The 24,214-nt window shown below is 58.7% G+C and carries 24 protein-coding genes; 15 read left to right on the top strand and 9 right to left on the bottom strand.

The annotated features are described in order from the left end of the window. Positions 1 to 122 precede the first annotated feature (122 nt). The 3 genes from JFT81_RS19730 to JFT81_RS19720 all read left to right on the top strand — a co-directional run bounded on the left by JFT81_RS19730 (position 123) and on the right by JFT81_RS19720 (position 3,011). Positions 123 to 1,184, top strand: a complete 1,062-nt coding sequence (locus JFT81_RS19730) for a Gfo/Idh/MocA family oxidoreductase (protein ID WP_201228597.1) — start codon at positions 123 to 125, stop codon at positions 1,182 to 1,184. A 2-nt stretch (positions 1,185 to 1,186) separates the two neighbouring features. Continuing rightward, the gene (locus JFT81_RS19725) at positions 1,187 to 2,002 is read left to right on the top strand and encodes a sugar phosphate isomerase/epimerase (RefSeq protein ID WP_201228596.1); all 816 of its coding nucleotides are present in this window, start codon (positions 1,187 to 1,189) and stop codon (positions 2,000 to 2,002) included. Positions 2,003 to 2,120: 118 nt separating this feature from the next. Then, complete coding sequence (locus tag JFT81_RS19720) at positions 2,121 to 3,011, top strand: DMT family transporter (RefSeq protein WP_201228595.1); 891 nt, start codon at positions 2,121 to 2,123, stop codon at positions 3,009 to 3,011. Between the two features lie 86 nt (positions 3,012 to 3,097). On the opposite strand, the gene JFT81_RS19715 is transcribed toward JFT81_RS19720, so the two are convergent. After that, the gene (locus JFT81_RS19715) at positions 3,098 to 4,435 is read right to left on the bottom strand and encodes an MFS transporter (protein ID WP_201228594.1); all 1,338 of its coding nucleotides are present in this window, start codon (positions 4,433 to 4,435) and stop codon (positions 3,098 to 3,100) included. 352 nt (positions 4,436 to 4,787) lie between these two features. Here JFT81_RS19715 and quiC point away from each other — a divergent pair, with 352 nt between their 5' ends. After that, on the top strand, positions 4,788 to 6,689 hold the full coding sequence (gene quiC, locus JFT81_RS19710; protein WP_201228593.1) for a 3-dehydroshikimate dehydratase QuiC: 1,902 nt from the start codon (positions 4,788 to 4,790) through the stop codon (positions 6,687 to 6,689). Between the two features lie 101 nt (positions 6,690 to 6,790). Continuing rightward, the gene (locus tag JFT81_RS19705; protein WP_201228592.1) at positions 6,791 to 7,468 is read left to right on the top strand and encodes a TetR family transcriptional regulator; all 678 of its coding nucleotides are present in this window, start codon (positions 6,791 to 6,793) and stop codon (positions 7,466 to 7,468) included. Between the two features lie 57 nt (positions 7,469 to 7,525). Here JFT81_RS19705 and JFT81_RS19700 read toward each other — a convergent pair whose 3' ends face one another. Continuing rightward, on the bottom strand, positions 7,526 to 8,380 hold the full coding sequence (locus tag JFT81_RS19700; RefSeq protein ID WP_201228591.1) for a shikimate dehydrogenase: 855 nt from the start codon (positions 8,378 to 8,380) through the stop codon (positions 7,526 to 7,528). Then, a complete protein-coding gene (aroQ, locus tag JFT81_RS19695) occupies positions 8,377 to 8,826 on the bottom strand; it encodes a type II 3-dehydroquinate dehydratase (protein ID WP_201228590.1) in 450 nt (149 codons plus the stop codon). Before aroQ ends, JFT81_RS19700 begins: the two co-directional genes overlap by 4 nt. Positions 8,827 to 9,157: 331 nt before the next feature. On the opposite strand from aroQ, the gene JFT81_RS19690 reads away from it, so the two are divergent. Beyond that, positions 9,158 to 9,586, top strand: a complete 429-nt coding sequence (locus JFT81_RS19690) for a DUF4160 domain-containing protein (protein WP_201198105.1) — start codon at positions 9,158 to 9,160, stop codon at positions 9,584 to 9,586. After that, entirely contained in the window at positions 9,583 to 10,029 is a 447-nt protein-coding gene (locus JFT81_RS19685; protein ID WP_201198104.1) for a DUF2442 domain-containing protein, read from the top strand. The genes JFT81_RS19690 and JFT81_RS19685 overlap by 4 nt, the downstream gene beginning before the upstream one ends. Before the next feature lie 60 nt (positions 10,030 to 10,089). On the opposite strand, the gene trmA is transcribed toward JFT81_RS19685, so the two are convergent. After that, the gene (trmA, locus tag JFT81_RS19680; protein ID WP_201228589.1) at positions 10,090 to 11,169 is read right to left on the bottom strand and encodes a tRNA (uridine(54)-C5)-methyltransferase TrmA; all 1,080 of its coding nucleotides are present in this window, start codon (positions 11,167 to 11,169) and stop codon (positions 10,090 to 10,092) included. Further along, positions 11,166 to 12,461: an NCS2 family permease gene (locus tag JFT81_RS19675; protein ID WP_201228588.1), complete on the bottom strand. Its 1,296-nt coding sequence runs from the start codon at positions 12,459 to 12,461 to the stop codon at positions 11,166 to 11,168. Before JFT81_RS19675 ends, trmA begins: the two co-directional genes overlap by 4 nt. A 224-nt stretch (positions 12,462 to 12,685) precedes the next feature. On the opposite strand from JFT81_RS19675, the gene JFT81_RS19670 reads away from it, so the two are divergent. Both JFT81_RS19670 and JFT81_RS19665 read left to right on the top strand, forming a co-directional pair. Continuing rightward, positions 12,686 to 13,135, top strand: a complete 450-nt coding sequence (locus tag JFT81_RS19670) for a DUF4879 domain-containing protein (protein ID WP_201230592.1) — start codon at positions 12,686 to 12,688, stop codon at positions 13,133 to 13,135. A gap of 66 nt (positions 13,136 to 13,201) precedes the next feature. Further along, the gene (locus JFT81_RS19665) at positions 13,202 to 13,753 is read left to right on the top strand and encodes a DJ-1 family glyoxalase III (protein ID WP_201228587.1); all 552 of its coding nucleotides are present in this window, start codon (positions 13,202 to 13,204) and stop codon (positions 13,751 to 13,753) included. A gap of 6 nt (positions 13,754 to 13,759) precedes the next feature. Here the strand turns inward: JFT81_RS19665 and JFT81_RS19660 are convergent, their stop codons facing one another. Beyond that, complete coding sequence (locus tag JFT81_RS19660) at positions 13,760 to 14,998, bottom strand: MFS transporter (RefSeq protein ID WP_201228586.1); 1,239 nt, start codon at positions 14,996 to 14,998, stop codon at positions 13,760 to 13,762. A 406-nt stretch (positions 14,999 to 15,404) separates the two neighbouring features. Between JFT81_RS19660 and JFT81_RS19655 the strand changes: the two genes are divergently transcribed. The 3 genes from JFT81_RS19655 (at position 15,405) to JFT81_RS19645 (ending at position 18,096) form a co-directional block, all read left to right on the top strand. Continuing rightward, positions 15,405 to 16,847, top strand: coding sequence for a cytochrome ubiquinol oxidase subunit I (locus tag JFT81_RS19655; RefSeq protein ID WP_201228585.1), 1,443 nt, complete (start codon positions 15,405 to 15,407; stop codon positions 16,845 to 16,847). 3 nt (positions 16,848 to 16,850) lie between these two features. Beyond that, a complete protein-coding gene (gene cydB, locus JFT81_RS19650; protein WP_201228584.1) occupies positions 16,851 to 17,858 on the top strand; it encodes a cytochrome d ubiquinol oxidase subunit II in 1,008 nt (335 codons plus the stop codon). A gap of 70 nt (positions 17,859 to 17,928) precedes the next feature. Next, the gene (locus tag JFT81_RS19645; RefSeq protein ID WP_008084615.1) at positions 17,929 to 18,096 is read left to right on the top strand and encodes a DUF2474 domain-containing protein; all 168 of its coding nucleotides are present in this window, start codon (positions 17,929 to 17,931) and stop codon (positions 18,094 to 18,096) included. Between the two features lie 73 nt (positions 18,097 to 18,169). Here JFT81_RS19645 and JFT81_RS19640 read toward each other — a convergent pair whose 3' ends face one another. Next, a complete protein-coding gene (locus JFT81_RS19640; protein ID WP_201228583.1) occupies positions 18,170 to 19,294 on the bottom strand; it encodes a class I SAM-dependent methyltransferase in 1,125 nt (374 codons plus the stop codon). A 176-nt stretch (positions 19,295 to 19,470) separates the two neighbouring features. Next, positions 19,471 to 20,184, bottom strand: coding sequence for an autoinducer binding domain-containing protein (locus tag JFT81_RS19635; protein WP_201228582.1), 714 nt, complete (start codon positions 20,182 to 20,184; stop codon positions 19,471 to 19,473). Between the two features lie 315 nt (positions 20,185 to 20,499). On the opposite strand from JFT81_RS19635, the gene JFT81_RS19630 reads away from it, so the two are divergent. Beyond that, a complete protein-coding gene (locus JFT81_RS19630) occupies positions 20,500 to 21,276 on the top strand; it encodes a ferredoxin--NADP reductase (protein ID WP_201228581.1) in 777 nt (258 codons plus the stop codon). 41 nt (positions 21,277 to 21,317) lie between these two features. Here JFT81_RS19630 and mscL read toward each other — a convergent pair whose 3' ends face one another. After that, positions 21,318 to 21,734, bottom strand: coding sequence for a large-conductance mechanosensitive channel protein MscL (gene mscL, locus JFT81_RS19625; protein ID WP_201228580.1), 417 nt, complete (start codon positions 21,732 to 21,734; stop codon positions 21,318 to 21,320). A 285-nt stretch (positions 21,735 to 22,019) separates the two neighbouring features. On the opposite strand from mscL, the gene katB reads away from it, so the two are divergent. Together katB and JFT81_RS19615 are read left to right on the top strand one after the other, a co-directional pair. Continuing rightward, the gene (katB, locus tag JFT81_RS19620) at positions 22,020 to 23,561 is read left to right on the top strand and encodes a catalase KatB (RefSeq protein WP_201228579.1); all 1,542 of its coding nucleotides are present in this window, start codon (positions 22,020 to 22,022) and stop codon (positions 23,559 to 23,561) included. Between the two features lie 60 nt (positions 23,562 to 23,621). Then, positions 23,622 to 24,170, top strand: coding sequence for an ankyrin repeat domain-containing protein (locus JFT81_RS19615; RefSeq protein ID WP_201228578.1), 549 nt, complete (start codon positions 23,622 to 23,624; stop codon positions 24,168 to 24,170). Positions 24,171 to 24,214 lie beyond the last annotated feature (44 nt).

The raw sequence follows: 24,214 nt of genomic DNA, 5'->3' as shown, positions 1-24,214 counted from the left end.
ACCGGGTGAGAAGTTGTGCGGTGTTCGCACGGTTTGAGGATTGCTGGGTTTTTGATTGTGGAACTCGGTTCTAAATTGTTGCTGGAGTGATATTCCAACAACAATCACAAAAGGATCGCGCCTTGAATTCGCCCCTCCGAATCGCCCTGATCGGCGCTGGCAACATGGGTCAGCAACATTATCGGCACCTGCAAACCCTCACTGAAGCAACACTGTGCGCGGTGGTGGATCCCGGGCCGCAAGCCGCAGCCCTCGCGGCTGAGTGGGGTGTAAGGCATTTCGCCGATCACCGTCAGATGCTCGAGCAAATCAGGCCAGACGCGGTGATCGTTGCCAATCCGAACAATCAACATGTCAGCACGGCGCTTGATTGTCTGTCGGCAGGTGTGCCGGTGTTGCTGGAAAAACCGGTCGGCGTGCACCTTGATGAAGCGCGCGAACTGGTGGCTGCGGTTAAAAGCAGCGGCGTGCCGGTACTGGTCGGCCATCACCGACGCCACAACCCGCTGATCGTGCGTGCCCATGAGTTGCTGCAGAGTGGCGCGCTCGGGCGTCTGACCACGGTCACCGCGCTGTTCCAGTTGCGCAAACCGGACAGTTATTTCGAGATCCCGTGGCGTCGTCAACCGGGAGCGGGAATGTTGCTGACCAACCTGATTCACGACCTCGATCTGCTCCGGCACCTGTGCGGTGAAGTGCGCTCGGTGCAGGCGATCACCGACAACGCTGTACGTGGTTTTGCCAATGAAGACAGCGCGGCGGTTTTGCTGCAATTCGAGGGCGGCACATTGGGTACGTTGAGCGGCTCGGATGCCGTCACAGCGCCGTGGAGTTGGGAGCTGGATTCCGGCGAAAACCCGGTGTATCCGCGTCAGGCCGATCAGCCGTGCTACTTGCTGGCCGGCACCGCCGGGGCATTGAGCATTCCCCAGCTCAAACGCTGGCACTACGCCGCTGATCAGGTCGACGCCGGTTGGCATGAACCGTTACTGATGGTGGAAGAGTCCTACACCGGTGACGAAGCTTTACGTTTGCAGTTACAGCATTTCGTACGCGTGGCGCGGCGTGAGGTCGAGCCGCTGGTGAGTGCGGCCGACGCCGCCCGCACTCTTGCGCTGATTGAGGCCATTCGCGACGCCGCTGCTACCGGCCGTGCTTGCGCCCCTGCACTGATCGAGGCTTGAACATGAGCGAACGAATCCTGTCATTGGCCAGCCTGACCGTGCTGGAGTTGTCGCCGCCGCAGATGGTTGAAGTGGCGGCGCGCGCCGGTTACAGCCATGTCGGCTTGCGTCTGGAGCCGGCAACGCCTGAGGAATATCACTTCCCGTTGGTAGCCGATGGCGACTTGCGTCGTCGGACATTGGCGCAGTTACGTGATACCGGTGTGCGTGTGCTCGACGTGGAAATTCTGCGTCTGAAACCGCAAACCGTCGTGGCCGATTTCGAGAAACTGCTGACGGTCGGCGCGGAGTTTGGTGCGACTGAGTTGCTGGTGGCCGGTAACGACCCTGACGAGCAGCGGCTCACCGATAACTTCGCGGCACTCTGCGATCTGGCGGCGCCGTATGGGTTGCATCCGCATCTGGAATTCATGCCCTGGACGGATGCACGCAATCTCGAGCAAGCGCTGCGCATTGTCGAGAACGCGGATCGCGAAAATGCAGCAGTGTTGGTCGATGCGTTCCACTTTGATCGTTCGGCGTCACGGTTGCAGGATCTGGCAGGGGTGCCAGCGTCGCGCCTGCGTTATGCGCAATTATGCGATGTCGCGGGACCGAGACCGTCAGACATGGCCGAGATCTTGCGTCAGGCGCGCAACGAGCGGCGGTTTCCCGGCGAAGGCGATTGCGACCTGCTCGGGTTGCTGAAAGCGCTGCCGGCTAATATCGCACTGAGCCTGGAAATTCCCACGGTTAAACTGCTGGAGCAGGGCGTGAATGGATTGCAGCGGGCGCAGATGGCGATTGATAAAACTCGAGCGTTGTTGGCGCGACTGTAAGCGGCGCTGCGCACCTGTTCGCGGGCAAGCCTTGCTCCTACGGGGTTTACCCAACCCCTGTAGGAGCAAGGCTTGCCCGCGAAGCTTTTGATCTTTTTTGGCACCACAAGGAAACCCAATGACCGTCAGCACTCCGCTCTCCGGTGTCAACCAACCCTTCAAGGGGATCTTGCTGATCGTCGTGGCAACCTTCCTGTTCTCCAGTCATGACGCACTGTCGAAATACCTGTCCGGTTTCTATCCGATCGTGATGGTGGTCTGGGCGCGTTATCTGGTGCACACGTTATTGATGGCGGGAATTTTTCTGCCGCAGTCGGGGTTGCGCGTCCTGCGCACCAAGAAGCCTTTATGGCAGTTGACCCGAGCACTTTGCCTACTGGGCACCAGCCTGTTTTTCACCACGGCGCTGCTGTACATCCCGTTGGCGGAAGCCACGGCGGTCAACTTTCTTGCGCCGGTTTTGGTGACGGCATTGTCAGTGCCGCTGCTCAAGGAACGGGTGACACGCGGCCAATGGATCGCGGTGATTTGTGGCTTTATCGGTGTGCTGATCATCGTCCATCCGGGCGGTGAACTGTTCACTCCAGCGGTGCTTTTGCCGTTCTGCTCGGCGTTGTTTTTCTGCTTCTATCAGTTGCTCACGCGCAAACTGGCGGAGGTGGACAGCCCGACCACCAGCAACTTTTTCGCCGGGCTGTGCAACACGTTGGTGATGAGCGCGCTGGTGCCGTTCTTCTGGCAGGTGCCAACGCTCAATCACGCCGTGCTGATGCTGGCGCTGGGCAGTTGCGGGATGACCGCGCACTTGTTTCTGACTCAGGCGTTCCGCCATGCCGCACCGGCGCTGCTGGCGCCGTTCGGTTATTGCCAGATTGTGTTTGCGGGGTTGTTGGGCTGGTTGCTGTTCAACCACACGCCGAGTCTGTTGACGATCATCGGCATTGCGGTGATTTGTTGCAGCGGGCTGGCGGCAGCGTGGCAGCAGAGCAGAAAACACAAACCCTTGTAGGAGCTGACGAGTGAAACGAGGCGGCGATTTTTTGATCTTCAACATCAAGATCAAAAGATCGCAGCGTGCCGCAGCTCCTACAGGGTTTATTCGGTGACGGTCGGGATTTTGCGCGGGGCCATGAAGTACATCCACGTCAGCGCAATGAAGTACATCGCCGGGATCAGGGTGAACAACACGGTGTAGTTGTTGTTGGTGACGGTGAGGATATGGCCGACGATCTGGGTCATGAACATCCCGCCAATCGCCGCACACATGCCGCCGAAACCGAACACCGTACTCATCATGTGCTTGGGCGTGTAGTCCATCACCAGGCTCCAGATGTTCGCCGTCCACGCTTGGTGCGCACCGATGGCCAGGGAGATGGCAGCTACCGCAACCCACAGATTGGCGGAACCTGCCGCCATGACCACGCCGATGATGCAGCAGGCGAACAGGAACATCGACAGCAACCGCGCCTTGATCGAGTTCATCCCGCGACCGATCAGGAACGAAGACAGAATGCCGCCACCGACACTGCCGAAATCGGCGGTGACGTAGATGATGATCAGCGGAATGCCCATCTGGGTGACGTTGATGCCCAGGTTGTATTGCTGATTGAGGAACGGCGGCAGCCAGTACAGGTAGAACCAGAACACCGGTGCAGTCAGCGAGTAGGCGAGGGCAAAGGCCCAGGTGCCGCGCATGCGGAGGATTTTCGAGAACGGCACGCGGGCCTGTTCCGGTTCCACTTCCTGCTGGATGTAATCGAGTTCCGACTGTTTAACGCTCGGGTGATCTTCCGGGTTGAAGTACTTCAAGCCCCAGAACAACAGCCAGATCCCGCCCAGTGCCGACATGCACAGGAACGCCGCTTGCCAGCCCCATACGTGGAGCACCAATGGCAGCAACATTGGCGTGAACATCGCGCCAACGTTGGTGCCGGCGTTGAAGATGCCGGTGGCCACGGCGCGTTCGCCGGCCGGGAACCACAGGCGCGTGGTTTTCACGCAGGCCGGGTAGTTGGCGGCCTCAGTCAGGCCAAGGATGAATCGGCAGACCATGAAGCCGACCGCCGATGTCGCCAGACCGTGGGCTCCGGTGGCCAGGCTCCAGAGCAGGACGGCGCAGAAAAACACGCGCTTGACGCCGACCCGGTCAATCAACCGCCCTTGCAGGACGAAACCGATCGCATAACCGACCTGAAACCAGAAGTTGATGTTGGCGTAATCCATCGCCGTCCAGCTCATTTCCTTGGCGAGGATTGGCTGCATGACGCCGAGTGCGGCGCGGTCGATGTAGTTCAGGGTGGTGGCGAAAAACACCAGTGCCAGCATGCCCCAACGGGTTTTGCCGACCGCCATGGCGCCGCGGATCTTGTCGCCGATGCCACCCGTGGCAGTGCTCATGGCCGGGGCCATGCGGGAAGTCTGTGAAGGAATCATGTGTTCCACCCGTTTTTGGATTTTTTATTTGGTGTGCTTTTTTCGTGCACGCTGCGACCGGTGGTTCAGATCCGGACTCAATGTGCAGTCGATGGTGGGCAGCGGACGAAAAATCGTCAATTCGCCAAAACGCCATTGTGTTCGATAATCGCACGCAAAACTAACCGGCTAGTACACTTTAAATTGCTGCCGCGTTCGATGCAGCCAATAATTTCCCCACTATAAAAACCCATCCCATGCAGGAGCTGCCGCAGGCTGCGATCTTTTTGATTTTGCTTTCACGAATAAAGATCAAACGATCGCCGCCTGCGGCAGCTCCTACATTAAAGCCGCGCAGTCCGGGAGTTGAAGCATGCAGCGTTCCATTGCCACCGTTTCCTTGAGCGGCACCCTGCCGGAAAAACTCGAAGCCATCGCCGCCGCCGGGTTCGACGGGGTGGAGATTTTCGAAAACGATCTCCTGTACTACGACGGCAGTCCGCGGGAAATCAAACAGATGTGCGCCGATCTCGGCATCGCCATCACTCTGTTTCAGCCGTTCCGCGATTTCGAAGGCTGCCGCCGTGATCGCCTGGCGCGCAACCTGGAGCGTGCCGAGCGCAAGTTCGACCTGATGCAGGAACTGGGCACCGATCTGGTGCTGGTGTGCAGCAATGCTTCGGCGGACAGCGTCGGCGATCAGCAAATCCTCATCGATGACCTGCACCTGCTGGCCGAACACGCCGGCGCGCGTGGCTTGCGCATTGGTTACGAAGCGCTGGCCTGGGGCCGCCACGTGAATACTTATCAACAGGTCTGGGACATCGTCCGTCAGGCCGATCACCCGAGCCTTGGCGTACTGCTCGACAGTTTTCATACCCTGTCGCTGAAGGGCGATCCGCGTGCGATTGCCGACATCCCCGGCGATAAAATCTTCTTTGTGCAAATGGCTGACGCGCCGATTCTGGCGATGGATGTGCTGGAGTGGAGCCGGCATTTCCGCTGCTTCCCGGGGCAGGGTGAATTCGATCTGCCGGGGTTCCTCGCGCCGATCATTCAGAGTGGTTACACCGGGCCGCTGTCGCTGGAAATCTTCAACGACGGCTTCCGTGCGGCGCCGCCACGGGCCAATGCCGCTGACGGTTTGCGTTCGCTGCTGTATCTGGAAGAGAAGACCCGCCAGCGTCTGGAGCAGGACAGCCAACCTGTGGCGAACCGTGAAATACTTTTCGAAACGCCGAAAGCCAGTGAATACAACGGCATCGAATTTCTCGAGTTTGCCGTCGATGAAGCGCTTGGCGCGAAGCTCAGCCATTGGCTGGAACGTTTGGGGTTCGTCAAGGCCGGGCAGCACCGCTCCAAGAGCGTCAGCCTGTTGCGCCAGGGCGATATCAACCTGATCCTCAACTCCGAACCCTATTCGTTTGCCCACAGTTTTTTCGAGGCTCACGGCCCATCGCTGTGTGCGACGGCTGTGCGAGTCAAGGACAGCGCCAGTGCACTGGCCCGTGCCGTCGCTTACAAAGGGCAGCCCTATCGCGGATTGGTCGGCCCGAATGAACTGGAGCTGGCGGCCGTGCGCGCGCCGGACGGCAGCCTGATTTATCTGGTGGATGAACAGGCCGATGTCTACGGCACCGATTTCAACCTGCTGACAAACGCGACGGCCCGTGGCGGCCTGAAGCGCATCGACCACATGGCCATGGCGCTGCCCGCCGACAGCCTCGACAGTTGGGTTCTGTTCTATAAAAGCCTGCTGGATTTCGAGGCCGACGACGAAGTAGTGCTGCCCGACCCGTACGGTCTGGTGAAGAGCCGCGCGCTGCGCAGCCGCGACAGTTCGATCCGGTTGCCGCTGAACATCTCAGAGAACCGCAACACTGCGATCTCCCACGCCTTGTCGAGTTATCGCGGTTCTGGTGTGCATCACATCGCCTTCGATTGCGACGACATCTTCGCTGAAGTCAGTCGCGCCAAAGAGGCCGGAGTGCCGCTGCTGGATATCCCGCTCAACTATTACGACGACCTCGCCGCACGTTTCGATTTCGACGACGAGTTCCTCAGCGAGCTGGCGTATTACAACGTGCTCTACGACCGTGACGCGCAGGGCGGTGAGTTGTTCCACGTCTACACCGAGCCGTTCGAAGGACGCTTTTTCTTCGAGATCATCCAGCGTAAAAACGGTTATGCCGGTTATGGTGCGGCGAACGTCGCCGTACGTCTGGCAGCGATGGCCAAATCACGCAGTGGCGCCGTTCGCCAGGCTAAGTTGTAGGGAATTCGTAAACGCGGGATTAAACACGGGCTGCGCGGCTTCCTTCACTGTGCCGCGCGGCTCATAATCGCCGCCTGTGCAGTGATGGCCGTGAGCCCGCAATGACAATGATCCCAGAACTCCCCGCAGCTTCCGTCTTACCAGCGGTAGAGCCGCGCAAGAGTCGCAAGAACAACCCGGAAAAGACCCGCGAGAACATCCTGCAAGAGGCGATCGTCGAATTCGTCCAGCAGGGTTTGTCCGGTGCCCGCGTCGACGCGATCGCCGAGCGCATCCATACCTCAAAACGCATGATCTATTACTACTTCGGCAGTAAGGAACAGTTGTACGTCGAGGTGTTGGAGAAGCTCTACGGTGATATCCGCAGCACCGAGAACCGACTGCACCTCGACGAACTGTCGCCGGTGGTGGCGATTCGGCGGTTGGTGGAGTTCACCTTCGATCACCACGACCGCAACGTCGATTTCGTGCGCATCGTCAGCATCGAGAATATTCACAACGCTGAATACGTGAAGCGTTCCGACGCGATCAAGGCGATGAACAACACCATCCTCGATTCACTTGGCGAGATTCTGCGTCGCGGTGTTGAGGAGGGAGTATTCCGCAGCGGGCTGGATGCTCTGGACGTGCATTTGCTGATCAGCTCGTTCTGCTTCTATCGCGTGTCGAACCGGCATACGTTTGGCGAGATTTTTCAGATCGATCTGCCGGATGAAAGCATCAAGCAGCGGCATCGCGAGATGATCTGCGAGTCGGTGTTGCGCTACCTGCAAGCCTGACAATCAAAAGATCGCAGCCGATCCCTGGAGCTGCCGCAGGCTGCGATCTTTTGATCCTCACCCGTTCATGCTTTGAAAATGCGCGAGCATCCGCTGTGCATCCGGCACCACGCCGCTGAACAGTTCGAACGCCTTCACTGCCTGGAACACCGCCATGTTGCCGCCGTCCAGCGTGCGGCAACCCAAGGCACGGGCGTTGCGCAGCAGTTCGGTTTCCAGCGGGAAATACACAATCTCCGCGACCCACAACTCCTTGCGCAGCAACTCGACCGGCACCGGCATGCCCGGCAGTTTGGCCATGCCCATCGGCGTAGTGTTCACCAGACCATCTGCCTGGTTCAGCGTACTCGGCAGATCTCGGCCGGCCACCGCGCGACCGAAGCCGAAATGCTGATTGAGATTGTTCGCCAGACTCTCGGCGCGGTCGCTGTCGACGTCGAAAATGCTCAATTGCTGTACGCCTTCGCTCAAGAGGGCGTGGGCCACTGCCGCGCCCGCACCACCGGCGCCCATCTGCACCACACGCTCACGGGCGGCGTCCTGCAAGCCTCGGCGAAAACCCTCGGCGAAACCGAGGCAATCGGTGTTGTGACCGACACGTTTGCCGTCCTTCAATACCACGGTGTTTACCGCGCCGATGCCCTTGGCTTCCGGGGACAATTCATCCAGCAACGGCATGATTGCCTGCTTGCACGGAAACGTAATGTTCAGTCCGGTGTAGTTCATTCGCTCTGCCGCCAGCAGCAGATCGGGCAGGGCGGTGGTGTCCATTTTCAGCTGATCCAGATCGATCAATCGATACAGGTAGCGCATGCCCTGTGCATCACCCTCGTGCTCGTGCAGCGCTGGCGTGCGCGAGGCCTGAATGCCAGCACCGATCAGCCCGGCCAGTATCACGTTGTGGCGACTCATGCTGTTTGCCCCTTCAGCCGCTGGCTGAAATGTTCCAGGGCCAGACGATAGCCATGGCTGCCGAACCCGCACATCACTGCTGTGGCGATGGCCGAGACGAACGAGTGATGCCGGAACGGCTCGCGTGCATGGACGTTCGACAGGTGCACTTCGATCACCGGCAATTCACTGGCGACCAAGGCATCGCGAATGGCTACCGAGGTGTGCGTCCACGCGGCCGGGTTGATCACGATCCCGGCGCAACGACCGCGAGCAGCGTGAATCCAGTCGAGCAGTTCGCCTTCGTGATTGGTCTGGCGAAATTCCACGGCCAGGCCGAACTCTTCGGCCGCGCGACCGCACAGTGCAGAGATGTCCGCCAGGATTTCGTGTCCGTAAGTCGCCGGCTCTCGAGTGCCGAGCAGGTTCAGGTTCGGGCCGTTGAGCACCAGAACGATAGGGGGCATGAGGGGGTGACTCCACTTATTGTTTTTGGCTTTGGCCGAAGGTTTCAGCCTGTGGAGATAAAATGTACCAGATGGTTACCATGGTCAATTGAACAAAAATGGCCGTGGCGTTTTATGTTCGGTGATCGCACACAAGTAATATTTGCGTTGCGCTTGGATCGAGATGTGACGACAGCTTTGCTTACGGTTTTTCCCGAAAACTGTGCCACTCACCGACCGCTTCGACGCTAGCCTTGACTGCGGTGGGAGGCCTGGTCGAGCTGTTCACCAGTCGTCGGATTTGAACGGGATATCAAATCCTGAAACTTATTAACCTAACGGATGGGTTAGCATGCGGGTGTGCAGTTACAAAGGATTGTCGATTGTCGTCATGCTGCGAGATGAGCATTGCCCGCCACATGTTCACGTGAACGCAGGCGCCTGGAATGCCCGGTTGCAGTTTAGTTTCTGGCATAACGATATTGAGGTCTGGGATGTCGCTCCGCTCTCTTGTCGACCGCCGCTGGCCGTGCTGGAAGGCTTGTGCCAATCCCTTGAACAGCCCGCTCATCTGCGACGGGCCCGTAGGATTTGGTGGTCGAGATTACAAACCGTCTGTCTCGACAATAAATTGTGGGACAACCACTCAAACCAGGTGCTGGGGATGAAAGTCGTCACTCACACAACTTACAGAGTCGGTTCGGCACGTTATGAGCCAGAAGGGGACAAGACCTTTCTGACCTTGATAGGCGCATTGGAGGGAGTCGAAATCAATTTATGAACATCATCAAGGCAAAGCCTTCCGCACGTAGGCCATTGACGGAAGAAACGATCGATGCAGCAATCAAACGCGGGGAAGCAAACCGCGCCAGCAGCTTGCAGGCTGTCTCTGTAACCTATGAAAAACCATCTTTGGTCATTCGTTTTGAAGACGGCAGCGGCGTGTTGCTGCCGGTGAATCGCTATCCTGAGTTCAACGGATTCGATGCACAGGATTATGCGAACCTGACGATAGGATTCGCGGGCACTGCACTTTGCCACGAGGGCAAAGACCTCGATGTTTCCATCGCCGGACTGATCTCGGCGAGTCCGTCACTGATGGCGATGGCGGCTTCGGTAGTCGCTTCGCGCAACGGTCGTCAAAGCAGTGCTGCAAAGTCTGAAGCAGCACGGGCCAATGGCAAGAAGGGCGGACGTCCGCGCAAAATCGACCCCGCTGTGTGATCGTCCACAAAAAAAGCCGTCAATCACGACGGCTTTCTTGTGTCCAGCATCTGCGGCAAATCAACGGCGGGTCAGTAACACACCCGATTCCATGTGATGCGTCCACGGGAACTGGTCGAACAGCGCGCAGCGCGTGATGCGGTGCGTGTCGTGCAACTGGGCGATGTTGGCCGCCAGGGTTTCCGGGTTGCAGGAGATGTAGAGGATGTTGTCGAAACGCCGGGTCAGCTCGCAGGTGTCCGGGTCCATGCCGGCACGTGGCGGGTCGACGAAGACACTACCGAACTCGTAGCTCTTCAGGTCGATGCCTTGCAGGCGACGGAACGGACGCACTTCGTTGAGCGCTTCGGTCAGCTCTTCGGCGGACAGGCGCACCAGCGTGACGTTATCCACAGCGTTTTCGCTGAGATTGCTCAATGCCGCGTTGACCGAGGTCTTGCTGATTTCGGTGGCCAGCACTTTGCGCACGCGGGTGGCGAGCGGCAGGGTGAAGTTGCCGTTGCCGCAGTACAACTCCAGCAGATCGTCAGTGCGATCGCCAAGTGCTTCGTACGCCCAGTTCAGCATCTTCTGGTTCACCGTGCCGTTGGGCTGGGTGAACGCGCCTTCCGGTTGGCGATAGCTGAAGGTGCGGCCGCCGACTTCGAGTTTCTCGACGACGTAATCGAGGCCGAGCACTTCGCGTTTGCCCTTCGAGCGACCAATGATGCTGACGCCGAGATCCGCCGCCAGTTTCGATGCCGCCGCCTGCCAGTGTTCGTCCAGCGGGCGGTGATAGCACAGGGTGATCATCGCATCGCCGGACAGCGTGGTCAGGAACTCCACCTGAAACAACTTGTGGCTCAGCGCCGAACTCGCCTGCCATGCGGCTTTCAACTGCGGCATCAACTGATTGATACGCAGGCTGGCGATCGGGAATTCTTCGATGAGGATTGGCGTGCGCTTGTCGTCCTGAGCGAACATCGCGTAATGCCGATCGCCACCCTCGCGCCACAGGCGGAACTCGGCGCGCAGACGGAAGTTCTGCAGCGGCGAGTCGAACACCGTCGGCTCGGGTGCATCGAACGGCGCCAGCAGATCACGCAAACGCGTGACCTTGGCTTCAAGTTGCTCGGCGTAAGCCTGGGAATCAAATGTCATGCGTTGAACCAACCCAACTTGATCACGAACAGAATCGACAGAATCACCAGCGCCGGGTTCAGCTCACGAGCGCGACCGGACAGCAGCTTGATCACGGTCCAGGAAATGAAGCCGAACGCGATGCCGTTGGCGATCGAATAAGTGAACGGCATGGCCAACGCGGTGACGACGACCGGTGCGGCAACGGTGATGTCGTCCCAGTCTATTTCCGCCAGGCCCGAAGTCATCAACACGGCGACGAACAGCAGCGCCGGTGCCGTGGCGAAGGCCGGAACGCTGGCCGCCAGTGGCGAGAAGAACAGCGCCAGCAGGAACAGAATCGCGACAACGACGGCGGTCAGACCGGTGCGGCCGCCCGCGCTCACGCCAGCAGCGGATTCGATGTAACTGGTGGTGGTCGACGTGCCCAGTAACGAACCGGCCATGGCCGCGGTGCTGTCGGCGATCAGCGCACGGCCCATTTTCGGCATGTGGCCGTCCTTGCCCATCAGGCCAGCACGCTTGGCGACGCCGATCAGGGTGCCGGAGTTGTCGAACAGGTCAACGAACAGGAAGGCGAAAATCACGCTGACCAGACCGATGTCCAAAGCGCCTTTGATGTCCAGTTGCAGGAAGGTCGGGGCCAGCGAAGGTGGCATCGAGGTCACGCCGCCGAACGGGGTGAAGCCCATGGCGATCGACACGATGGTCACCACCAGAATGCCGATCAGCACTGCGCCGCGCACTTTCAGTGCTTCGAGGGCAACGATCAGGGCGAAACCGAGGGTTGCGAGGATCGGCGCAGGTTGTTTCAGGTCACCGAGGCCGACCATGGTCGCCGGGTTGCTGACCACGATACCGGCGTTGTGCAGGGCGATCAGCGCCAGGAACAGGCCGATACCGGCCGCAATCGCCGAGCGCAGCGGCAGCGGAATACTGTTGATGATCCATTCACGGATGCGGAAGATCGACAGCAGGAAGAACAGCACCGCCGAAATGAATACCGCCCCCAGCGCTACTTGCCAGGTGTGGCCCATGTGCAGCACGACGGTGTAAGTGAAGAAGGCGTTCAGGCCCATGCCCGGTGCGAGGGCGATCGGGTAGTTGGCGATCAGGCCCATCACCGTCGAACCGATGGCGGCGGCGAGACAGGTGGCGACGAATACCGCGCCCTTGTCCATACCGGTCTCGCCGAGAATGCTCGGGTTGACGAACAGAATGTAGGCCATGGCCAGGAAAGTCGTGATGCCCGCAAGAATCTCGGTGCGCACGTTGGTGTTGTGTGCCTTGAGTTGAAACAGCCTTTCCAGCATGTCTGCTCCCCGTGGCGCGCATGGCGCCGTGAATGTATCGACCTCAACAGCAAAGCACAGACCGTCGCAAGCGCCTGGAAAATTGTAGTGGGCCGGAAAAAGCCGCGCATCATACCAGCAGCGTGAGGAATATGGCGGTTGTTGGTGTCGATCGTCGGCGAAGTTTTGCGCCGGGGCCAACTGCGCCATACTGCGCGCTGTTTTTTTCTAAGGATGTGGATCGCATGAGCAAGCGCTGGATGACGGCTTTCGGATTAATCGCCGGGCTGATGACTGGAGCCTCTGCTGCGTTCGCGGCATCGGCGCCGCCATTGACCCAAGTAAAAGTGATCAAGGTGCAATCGTCGGCCTGCGGCCTGGAAGACATTGCCGATAACCAGCCGCAAACCCAGTGCAATCACAGCGGACCGAACATCAAGGTCTACGTGCTGGAGGTTGGCTATGGCCAGAGCCAGCCACAAGCGACATTGGACGGCTTCGAAGTGAATGGCACGCGATCCCCGGTATGCGCCTTTGATAACGGCAACCTGACCGAATGCAACCCCGGCAGTAAAACCGTTGGTTCTCTCTATACCTTCGATCTGGCAGGCAAGCAGGAGGGCACTTTCAGCTTCAGCAACACCTCGATCAACGCCCCGCGCAACACGATGTCGACCCAGCTTTACATCAAGTAACGGCTACCCCGAACGGTTGAGGGCAAAGCTGACTACGCTTTAAAGATCATTCAGTGGATAGCGCCCATGACCTTTAGAGCCCTGATTACCCTCGCCGAGGGCATCGATGATCTGCAAAGCGTGACCCTGATCGACGTGTTGCGCCGCGCCGGCATCGAAGTGGTCGCGGCCAGCGTCGAGGGTCGGCGCATGCTCACCTGCGCGCGCGGCACACGGCTGACGGCGGACGGCATGCTGGTCGATGTGCTGGCACAAACCTTCGACCTGATCGTTCTGCCCGGCGGCGCCGTCGGCTCACAGCACCTGGCGGCGCATCAACCACTGCAACAAGTGCTCAAGGATCAGGCCAGCGCCGGGCGCCTGTTTGCCGCCATCGCCGAAGCCCCTGCCGTCGTCCTGCAAGCCTTCGGCTTACTGCGCCAGCGGCGCATGACCTGTTTGCCGAGTGCCAGCCATCAACTCTCCGGCTGTACGTTTATTGATCAACCGGTGGTAGTCGATGGCAACTGCATCACCGCCCAAGGTTCCGGCGCGGCGCTGGAGTTTGCGTTGACGCTGGTTGAGCAACTCGGTGGTAGAGCTTTACGGGCGAAGGTGGCGGTGGAGTTGGTTATCTGAAGAGGGTCAGACCTTCGCCTCTTCCACCAACTCCGTCATCCGGTCTCGTTTGGCCAGCGTCGGGAACAGTTTGATCCACGTCCCCGTCACCACCAACGTGCCGATCCCGCCCATGACCACTGCTGGCACCGTGCCGAACCAGTGCGCTGTGACGCCGGATTCGAATTCGCCCAACTGGTTCGAGGCGCCGATGAACAGGCCGTTCACCGCGCTGACCCGGCCGCGCATTTCGTCCGGGGTTTCCAGTTGGACGAAAGAGGCGCGGATCACCATGCTGATCATGTCTGCCGCGCCCAGCACCACCAGTACCGCCAGCGAGAACCAGAACGAGGTCGACAGGCCGAAGGCGATGGTGGCGACGCCGAAAATGCCGACAGCGGTGAACATCACTCGACCGACATTCCTCTCCACGGCAAATCGTGCGAGGAACAGCGACATCCCCAGTGCGCCGACTGCCGGCGCCGAGCGCAACAGGCCCAAGCCCCACGGCCCGGTCAGCAGGATGTCCTTGGCGAACACCGGCAGCAGCGCCGTCGCGCCGCCGAGCAACACCGCAAACAGATCCAGCGAAATCGCCCCGAGAATGTCCGGGCGGCTGCGAATAAAGCGGACCCCCGCCAGCAACGAATCCAGCGTGGCCTTGCCTTTGTTCAACGGCGTTTGTCGGGCGGGCAGGTTGAGCATCAATGTGCAGGCGATGACGTAGAGCAGCACCGTCGGGCCATAGACCCAGACGCTGCCGAACGCATAGAGCAAACCGCCAAGGGCCGGGGCGACGATGGTCGCCGACTGTTGCGCTGATTGCGCCGCCGCAACTGCGCGAGGGAAAAGCGCAGTTGGCACGATGCTCGGCAGCAAGGCTTGAGTGGTCGGCATCTCGAACGAGCGCGCCGCGCCGAGCAGGAAGGCGAGGATGAAGATCATCTCGCGGGTGACGTGATCAGTGGCGCTGCCGATGGCCAGTGCCAGGGCGATCAACGCCTGTAACGACTGACAGATCGCCGCGACTTTGCGTCGGTCGTAGCGATCGGCGACATGCCCGGTGTGCAGCATGAACAGCACGCGTGGAGCGAATTCGACCAGCCCGACCAGGCCCAGGTCGAGGACGTTGCCGGTCAATTGATAGAGGTTCCAGCCAATCGCCACGGTGAGCATCTGAAAACCGCTGGCGGTGAAAATCCGCGCGAACCAGAACGCGAGGAAGGGACGATGGTGACGTAACAACAAGGGCTCTTGGCTGGGCATCTGAGGGCAGGTCTGGTGCGGAGGGAATTCCGAGGTTATCACCAGTCTGTAACAGGAAGTTGCTATGACGAAAAATTTAGTTAGCCAGACATCTATTTTTCATCAATAACAACACCCACCTGTGGCGAGGGGATGCAGGGCAGAGCTTGGCCCCGTTATGAGGCAACTTGTCACGCGGCAAACGACCACGCAGTTCTTCGTCGCAAATGGGACTACTCTTTCAACGTTGCTTGATCCAGATCAAGACCCCAGACGGAATTGATCCGGTGGCCAGTCGGCCAGACTCCCTGCGTTGCGATGGTTTTAAAAAGAACGAATCAGAATTCGCCGCACTCCATATCCGTGGGGGCAGTAGGTGCAGGGGCCACAAGCCCCGCAGCCGGTTTTACCTGACAGAGGAAGCCATATGTTCGGTTTAGAGGCACTCGATCTCGCCCGAATTCAATTCGCGTTCACCATCTCGTTCCACATCCTGTTCCCGGCCATTACCATCGGTCTGGCGAGTTACCTTGCGGTACTCGAAGGCCTGTGGCTGAAAACCCACAATGACACCTACCGTGACCTCTATCATTTCTGGTCGAAGATCTTTGCCGTCAACTTCGGCATGGGCGTGGTCTCGGGGTTGGTCATGGCCTACCAGTTCGGCACCAACTGGAGCCGCTTCTCGGACTTCGCCGGCTCGGTGACCGGGCCGTTGCTGACCTATGAGGTGCTCACGGCGTTCTTCCTCGAAGCGGGTTTTCTTGGCGTGATGCTGTTTGGCTGGAACAAGGTCGGGCGCAAGCTGCACTTCTTCGCCACGGTCATGGTGGCCATCGGCACATTGATTTCGACCTTCTGGATTCTCGCGTCCAACAGCTGGATGCAGACGCCGCAGGGCTTCGAGATCGTCAACGGTCAGGTGATTCCAACCGATTGGTTTGCCATCGTCTTCAACCCTTCGTTCCCCTACCGTCTGATGCACATGGCGACGGCGGCGTTCGTCGCCACGGCGTTTTTCGTCGGCTCTTCGGCGGCCTGGCACTTGCTGCGTGGCAAGGACAACCCGGCGATTCGTACCATGCTGTCGATGGCCATGTGGATGGCGTTGATCGTCGCGCCGATCCAGGCCGTGATTGGCGACTTCCATGGCCTCAACACCCTTGAGCATCAGCCGGCAAAAATCGCTGCGATTGAAGGTCATTGGGAAAACAAGGGTGACGAAGCGACGCCGCTGATCCTGTTCGGCTGGCCGGACATGAAAGAAGAAAAAACCAAATTCGCCGTGGAGATCCCCTACCTCGGCAGCCTGATTCTGACTCACTCCCTGGATAAGCAGGTGCCGGCGCTCAAGGAATTTGCGCCTGAAGACCGGCCGAATTCGACCATCGTGTTCTGGTCGTTCCGGGTCATGGTCGGCCTCGGTTTCCTGATGATTTTCACCGGTCTGTGGAGTCTGTGGCTGCGCAAGCGCGACTCGCTCTACACCTCGCGCCCGTTTCTGTATCTGGCGTTGTGGATGGGGCCGTCCGGGCTGATCGCGATTCTCGCCGGTTGGTTCACCACTGAAATCGGTCGCCAGCCATGGGTGGTCTACGGGTTGATGCGCACGGCGGATGCTTCTTCCAACCACAGCTTCATGCAGATGAGCATCACCCTGATCATGTTCGTGGTGGTGTACTTCGCGCTGTTCGGTGCGGGGCTTGGCTACATGATGCGCCTGGTGCGCAAAGGGCCGAAAACCGACGAAGGCAAGGAAACCAACGACGGTGGTCCTGGCCAGAAACGCACGCCGGCGCGGCCATTGTCTGCAGCTGACGACGATGGCGCCGAGGCTGACCACAGCCCCAGCCTGACCAAGGAGATTTGAATCATGGGTATCGATCTTCCGCTGATCTGGGCCGTGATCATCATCTTCGGCATCATGATGTACGTGGTCATGGACGGTTTCGATCTGGGCATTGGGATTCTCTTCCCGTTCATTCCCGGCAAAGTCGACCGTGACGTGATGATGAACACCGTCGCCCCGGTCTGGGACGGCAATGAAACCTGGCTGGTGCTGGGCGGCGCAGCGTTGTTTGGCGCGTTCCCGCTGGCTTATTCGGTGGTGTTGTCGGCGCTGTACCTGCCGCTGATCTTCATGCTGATCGGTTTGATCTTTCGTGGCGTGGCGTTCGAGTTCCGCTTCAAGGCCAAGGATGACAAGCGTCACCTGTGGGACAAAGCGTTTATCGGCGGTTCGGTGGCGGCGACGTTCTTTCAGGGCGTGGCGCTCGGCGCGTTCATCGACGGATTGCCGGTGGTCAATCGACAGTTCGCCGGAGGCTCACTGGATTGGCTGACACCGTTCACCCTGTTCTGCGGCGCCGCGCTGGTGGTGGCTTATGCCTTGCTCGGCTGCACATGGCTGATCATGAAAACCGAAGGCAAGCTGCAAGAGCAGATGCACAATCTGGCGCGGCCACTGGCCTTCGTGCTGTTGGCGGTGATCGGTGTCGTCAGTCTGTGGACACCGTTGGCCCATCCGGAAATCGCCACGCGCTGGTTCAGCATGCCAAACCTGTTCTGGTTCATGCCGGTGCCGATTCTGGTGCTGGTGACAATGTATGGCCTGATTCGCGCCGTGGCGCGTAACGCCAATTACATGCCGTTCCTGCTGACCCTGGTGTTGATCTTCCTTGGTTACAGCGGTCTGGGCATCAGCTTGTGGCCAAACATCGTGCCTCCGTCGATTTCGATCTGGGACGCCGCCGCACCGCCACAAAGTCAGGGCTTCATGCTGGTGGGCACGCTGTTCATCATCCCGTTCATCCTGGGTTACACCTTCTGGAGCTATTACGTGTTCCGCGGCAAGGTCACCCATGAAGACGGTTATCACTAAACCTGTGGGAGCGGGCTTGCCCGCGATGGCGTCGGTAGCGGCGCCATCGATCTGACTGAGGATCGAGACAATGACCGGCAAACATTCCCTGCATGACATTGAACAAGCCGAAAAAAAACCGCTGTGGCAGCGGCTCGGCTGGTTGGCCCTGATCTGGGTTGGCAGCGTTGGCGCGCTGTTTATCGTCGCCAGCCTGATGCGCATGTTCATGAACGCGGCAGGTCTGACGACGCACTGAATCATCCCGCCCCGGCGCCTTCGGGTGCGGATTTGTAACCCTCATCACGGAGGGTTTTTTTTTGCCTTGGCGATTACTTGCGAGCCTTGAGGATGACGAATTTCGGCGTCGCCGCCACTTGTTCGACGCCGCGGAACAGTCGCGCCAGTTTGCTGTGATAACCCAGATGACGGTTGCCGACGATGTACAAGGCCCCCCCAACCACCAAGGCTTCACGCGCCTGCTGGAACATGCGCCACGCAAGGAAATCGCCGACCACCTGCTGCTGATGGAAGGGCGGATTGCACAGCACCACGTCCAGCGATTGCGACTCTTGCCCGGCCAGGCCGTCACCGGCGCGCACGATCACCTCACGTTCACCCAACGCTGCGCGCCAGTTTTCAGCCGCCGATTGCACCGCCATGAATGACTCGTCGACCAGCGTGTAATGCGCGTCGGGGTTTTGCAGTGCGCTGGCAATCGCGAGCACGCCGTTACCGCAACCGAGGTCGGCGACCCGTGCGCCACCCAGGTTCTTCGGTAGATGCGGAAGAAAGGCGCGCGTGCCGATGTCCAGGCCTTCACGGCAGAACACGTTGGCGTGGTTGAGCAGTTCGATCGCCGGTTCGTCGAGGCGATAGCGCGATGGGTAGGGCGAAACGGCAAGGGCTTTTACTTCCGGCGTGGCGATCAGCAAACGGGCCTTTTTCACCGCCAGAGACGCTTGTACCGGGCCTATATAGCGCTCCAGCAGATCCCCCGCAGCACGCGGTAGATGTTTGACCATCGCGGCGGCGACCACTTCAGCGCCGGGGGCGAGTTGCCCTTGCAAGCGGATCAGTTGTTCCTCCAGCAGGGCCAGGGTTTTCGGCACGCGGATCAGCACGCGGTCAAACGGCCCGGTCAAAGGTTCGCTGGCGGCGATCGGGCGTATCGCATCGAAAGCCTGGCCATTGCGCAGCAGATTTTTCTCCAGCCCTTGAAAACCCAGGAACGAATCGCCGCTGCTGCTCACGTCGACCTTGCCGAGAAGGCTGGCCGCCAGCGCGCCGAAGCTGTCATTGAGAACCAGCACCCGCGTGTTCGCCGCCGGCAGTTGCGCGGCAAGATGATTGAGCAGGTATTCGTCGGCAGCGTCGAAGGCTTGCAGCGGTTCGTTCTGCTGTTCGGGCTGGCGGATCAGATCGAGTTGGGCGAAAGGGGTATCGAGCAAAGGCATGGGGCGGGGACTCAGGGTAATCGACGGGTGTCCCGCTGCCCTGGCGTCGTGCGGCGGAACCGACCGAGTGGAAAGCAGCGCCGAACGTCGACGTTATCACTCAGGAAGGCCACAAATGGTACGTTTTTTTCGCTGTAAATACTTTCAGTTTTTCAGTTGGGTACGATGCCGGGCGTTTAGATGATTCCGGCCCGGGCAGCGGCAATCACCGCGGAAATCTTGTTACAGACGTTGAGTTTCAACATGATGTTTTGCACGTGGTAGTTCACCGTACGCTCGCTGAGGCTGAGAATCCGTGAGATCTCATAAGCGGTTTTTCCAGAGGCAGAAAACTGCAGCACCTCCAACTCGCGCCGAGACAAATGGGCGAGTTTTGATTTCGGCGCCGTGGCTGGCAGGGTGCTGATGAACAGCTCGGTCAAACGGCTGGTAACAAAATGCATGTAACCCACATGCTCATAAAGCTCCAGCGGGCTGACCTCGCAATTTTTTCTTGCCAGGCTCAGGGTGCTGCGTACCGCTTTTTCCTCATTATGAAAAGACTGCGACCAACCGTATCGAAGCCCTTCTTGCTGCAGGGCCCGCCAAAGGTTGGGCGCATGGGCGTAGGCGGTTTTGCTCCATACGAAAGGCAGCATCGAATTTTTACAGTGGGCGATGACCGGATCGGCTTCGTGGTCATTGTCCTGCTCGTGTGCACGCTTCCATATATTGGAGTAGTTGTTGATTTCCAACGTTTTAAAATGCGGTTGGTGATGCGTCGAGGCAACCGTGACAGCGCAAAAGTTGAAACCAATGTTCTTCGAGAAATTCTCCAAAATCGGATAGGCAGTGTCTATTCCTATTGCAAACGTCAGCTGCCTTAACTGCGATTCCTTCCACAATTCCATTTTCGAGTACTCCGTGAGTGTATTGCGTTGAGGCGCTGGATCCAATCCGCACGAAGCGAGTGTAGGACTATTCCTACAAATGGTCTGATTTTTTTTGCTCTTTATAAGTGGGTTTATTTAGATAAACGTTATTAGCGGATTTATCGCTTATATGAGAGGTAACATTTCAATTGACTAATGTTCTTGTTGGTTAGTTGTGAATTTAATACGTCTTGTCATAGTCAGGTGGGTCGTTACGTAATACCAATACAAAATGGCGGTTTTAACCTGCACTTCTTTGCGAGAGACTAGGGCACCGCCAAATGGAGCGCCAACATGACTGCCAGCGCAGACAAGTTCACTCGCCAGACCCTGCTCGATGTTCAGCCCCTCACGCCGAATCTGTTCACCTTGCGTACCACTCGCGATGCGGGCTTCAGATTTCGTGCCGGTCAATTTGCCAGGCTCGGCGTCACCAAGGCCGACGGCAGCACGGTGTGGCGTGCCTATTCGATGGTGTCGTCGCCGTTTGACGAGTTTCTCGAGTTTTTTTCCATCGTTGTGCCGGACGGTGAGTTCACCAGTGAGCTGAGCCGTCTCGAAGTGGGGGATACCTTGCTGGTCGAGCGTCAGGCCTTCGGTTATCTGACCCTTGATCGTTTTGTCGACGGGCGTGATCTCTGGCTGTTATCCACAGGTACCGGCGTCGCACCGTTCCTGTCGATCCTGCAGGATTTCGAGGTGTGGGAAAAGTTTGAGCGGATCATCCTGGTGTACAGCGTGCGCGAGGCGCGAGAGCTGGCCTATCAACAGCTGATCAGCGAGCTGACGCAGCGAGATTATCTGGCCGACTACGCCCACAAGTTGCAGTTCATCCCGATCGTGACCCGTGAAGCGCATCCGGGGGCGCTGAATGGCCGGATCACGACGCTGATCGAAAACGGCGAGTTGGAGCGGGCAGCCGGTGTGGAGCTGTCGGCGGAGCATTCTCGGGTCATGCTGTGCGGCAATCCGCAGATGATCGATGACACCCGCGCCTTGCTCAAACAGCGGCACATGAGCCTGAGCCTGACCCGCAGGCCGGGCCAGGTGGCGGTGGAAAACTACTGGTAAACAAACGGCGCCTTGAAGGCGCCGTTTTCAATCCTGCCGGTTTATTGCGGCCGGTTGTTCTGTGCTTTGAGCAGGTCGCGGATTTCACCCAGCAACTCTTCTTCTTTGGTCGGAACCGGCGGCAGCGTAGGGGCCACGGCTTCTTCTCGCTTCAGGCGGTTGATGGCTTTGACGCCCATGAAGATTGCGAACGCGACGATGATGAAGTCGAGAATGGTCTGGATGAATTTGCCGTAAGCCATTACGACTGCAGGCGTAGTCCCTTGCGCTGCCTTGAGGGTTACCGCCAGATCACTGAAGTCCACCCCACCGATCAGCAGGCCGATCGGCGGCATGATCACGTCGCCGACAAACGACGAAACAATCTTGCCGAAGGCGGCACCGATGATGATACCGACGGCCATGTCGACCACATTGCCTTTGACCGCGAAGGCCTTGAACTCACTTAGCACGCCCATAGGTTATTCCTTGTTACAGATGAGGTTGGTGTACGCAGTGTAAATCAGCAAAACGCGTCCTGCGCGAAACACGTTCTTACAATGCCCGTTTTTATCGACACATGAATCGACGATTAGTTTGCAAAGTGCCACTAAACGCGCGCGAAATACGCCGTAACCAGCTGATCTGGAAGCTAATTTTTTCAATCGTCGAGTTACGATCTTTCTATTTATGTTCGGCGACGCAGGCCTCTAGCCTTGGGTTGGCGCACCTGGATGCGCCCAAAAAAAACAGAGGATCCTGATATGAATTCCACTCTTGGACTGGGGGCTTTTCCCCATCGCCGTACCCTCGGTGTACTCACCGCCAGCCTGCTGACCTTCTCCGTGCATGCAGCGCCCCTGACCCGGGACAACGGCGCCGCGGTGGGTGATAACCAGAATTCGCAGACTGCCGGTGCCAACGGCCCGGTGTTGTTGCAGGACGTGCAGTTGATCCAGAAACTGCAACGCTTCGACCGTGAGCGCATTCCCGAGCGCGTGGTGCATGCGCGCGGCACCGGGGCCCACGGTACGTTTACGGTGACCAACGACCTCAGCGACCTGAGCAAGGCCAAGGTTTTTGCCAGCGGCCAGACCACGCCGGTGTTCGTGCGTTTCTCGGCGGTGGTGCACGGCAATCACTCCCCGGAAACCCTGCGTGACCCGCGCGGTTTTGCCACCAAGTTCTATACCGCTGACGGTAACTGGGACCTGGTCGGCAATAACTTTCCGACATTCTTTATTCGCGATGCGATCAAGTTTCCGGACATGGTCCACGCCTTCAAACCCGATCCGCGAACTAATCTCGATGATGATTCGCGCCGCTTCGACTTCTTCTCGCATGTCCCCGAGGCCACTCGGACACTGACCGAGTTATATTCAAACTCGGGAACGCCGGCCAGTTATCGTGAAATGGATGGTAATGGCGTACATGCTTACAAGTTGGTGAACAGCAAAGGTGAGGTGCACTACGTAAAGTTCCACTGGAAGAGTCTGCAAGGGATAAAAAACCTGACGCCTGAAGAGGTCAATAAAGTTCAGGGTCAAGATTACAGTCACATGACCAAAGATTTGGTGGCGAATATAAATAAGGGCAATTTCCCGAAATGGGACTTGTACATTCAAGTGCTGAATCCACAAGATTTGTCCAGGTTTGATTTCGATCCATTAGACGCAACCAAGATCTGGCCAGGTGTGCCGGAGCGAAAAGTTGGACAAATGGTCCTCAATCGCAACCCGGCCAATGTGTTCCAGGAGACCGAACAAGTGGCCATGGCGCCGGCCAATGTCGTGCCTGGTATCGAGCCGTCGGAAGACCGTTTACTGCAAGGTCGAGTGTTCTCCTACGCGGACACGCAGATGTATCGCCTCGGTGCCAACGCCCTGCAATTGCCGATCAACGCGCCGAAGGTCGCGGTGAACAATGGTAATCAGGACGGCGCGATGAACTTCGGTGCGAGCAACTCCGGGGTGAACTATCAGCCGAGCCGACTGCAACCGCGTGAAGAAACGCAAAGTGCGCGTTACAGCCAGGCTGCGCTGTCTGGCAATACTCAGCAGGCGAAAATCACTCGGGAGCAGAACTTCAAGCAGGCCGGTGATCTGTATCGCTCGTTCAGCAAGACAGAGCGTCGCGATCTGATCGAAAACTTCGGCGGCTCGCTGGCAACCACCGATGACGAGAGCAAACACATCATCCTGTCTTTCCTTTATAAGGCCGATCCGGAATACGGCGCTGGCGTGACTGACGTGGCCAAGGGTGACCTGAGCCGGGTCAAGGCGTTGGCGGCGAAACTGGTCGACTGATATCGATGTTGGATTGGCGGGGCCTGACTCAGGCCCCGTTTCTGCGAGAGGAGACAGCCCATGCGTGTTTATCTTTATTTATTGCTCGGTCTGGTGTCGCTCGGTGCCTTCGCCGCACCACTTGAGCAGCAGGATCCTGCCGCGATCAAGGCACAACTGCAGGACTACTATTTCGATGCGGCACGGCGCGGGGACGTACCGATGCTCGATACCTTCATCGAGTCCGGTTACTCCCTCGACACTCGCGACGCCAAGGGTTACACCGCGCTGATCCTCGCGACCTATCACGGTCAGGCGCCGGCCGTGGAGCGCTTGCTCGCTGCCGGGGCCGATGCCTGTGCCCAGGATCAACGCGGCAACACGGCGCTGATGGGCGCGATATTCAAAGGCGAGTTGCAGATTGCCCGGCGGCTGATGGCCACCGAGTGCAGCGCCGACCAGCGTAACGGTGCCGGGCAGACGGCGGCGATGTACGCCGGGTTGTTCAAACGCCTGGAATTACTCGATGCTCTGAAAGCCAAGGGCGCCGACCTGAATGCCGAAGATCCGCTGGGCAATAGCGCCGCGCGTCTGGCCAGCGGGGAAATCCGTACGGCAGCGCCGCGCTGATCGGCGACGCGTGCGTTATCATCGCGGTTTTTGTCGGGGGTTCT

This window comes from Pseudomonas sp. TH43 (assembly GCF_016650635.1).
In the GTDB taxonomy this organism is placed as follows: domain Bacteria; phylum Pseudomonadota; class Gammaproteobacteria; order Pseudomonadales; family Pseudomonadaceae; genus Aquipseudomonas.
The sequence above is the reverse complement of the archived record's forward strand: the minus strand, read 5'-3'. Positions and strand labels throughout refer to the sequence as shown.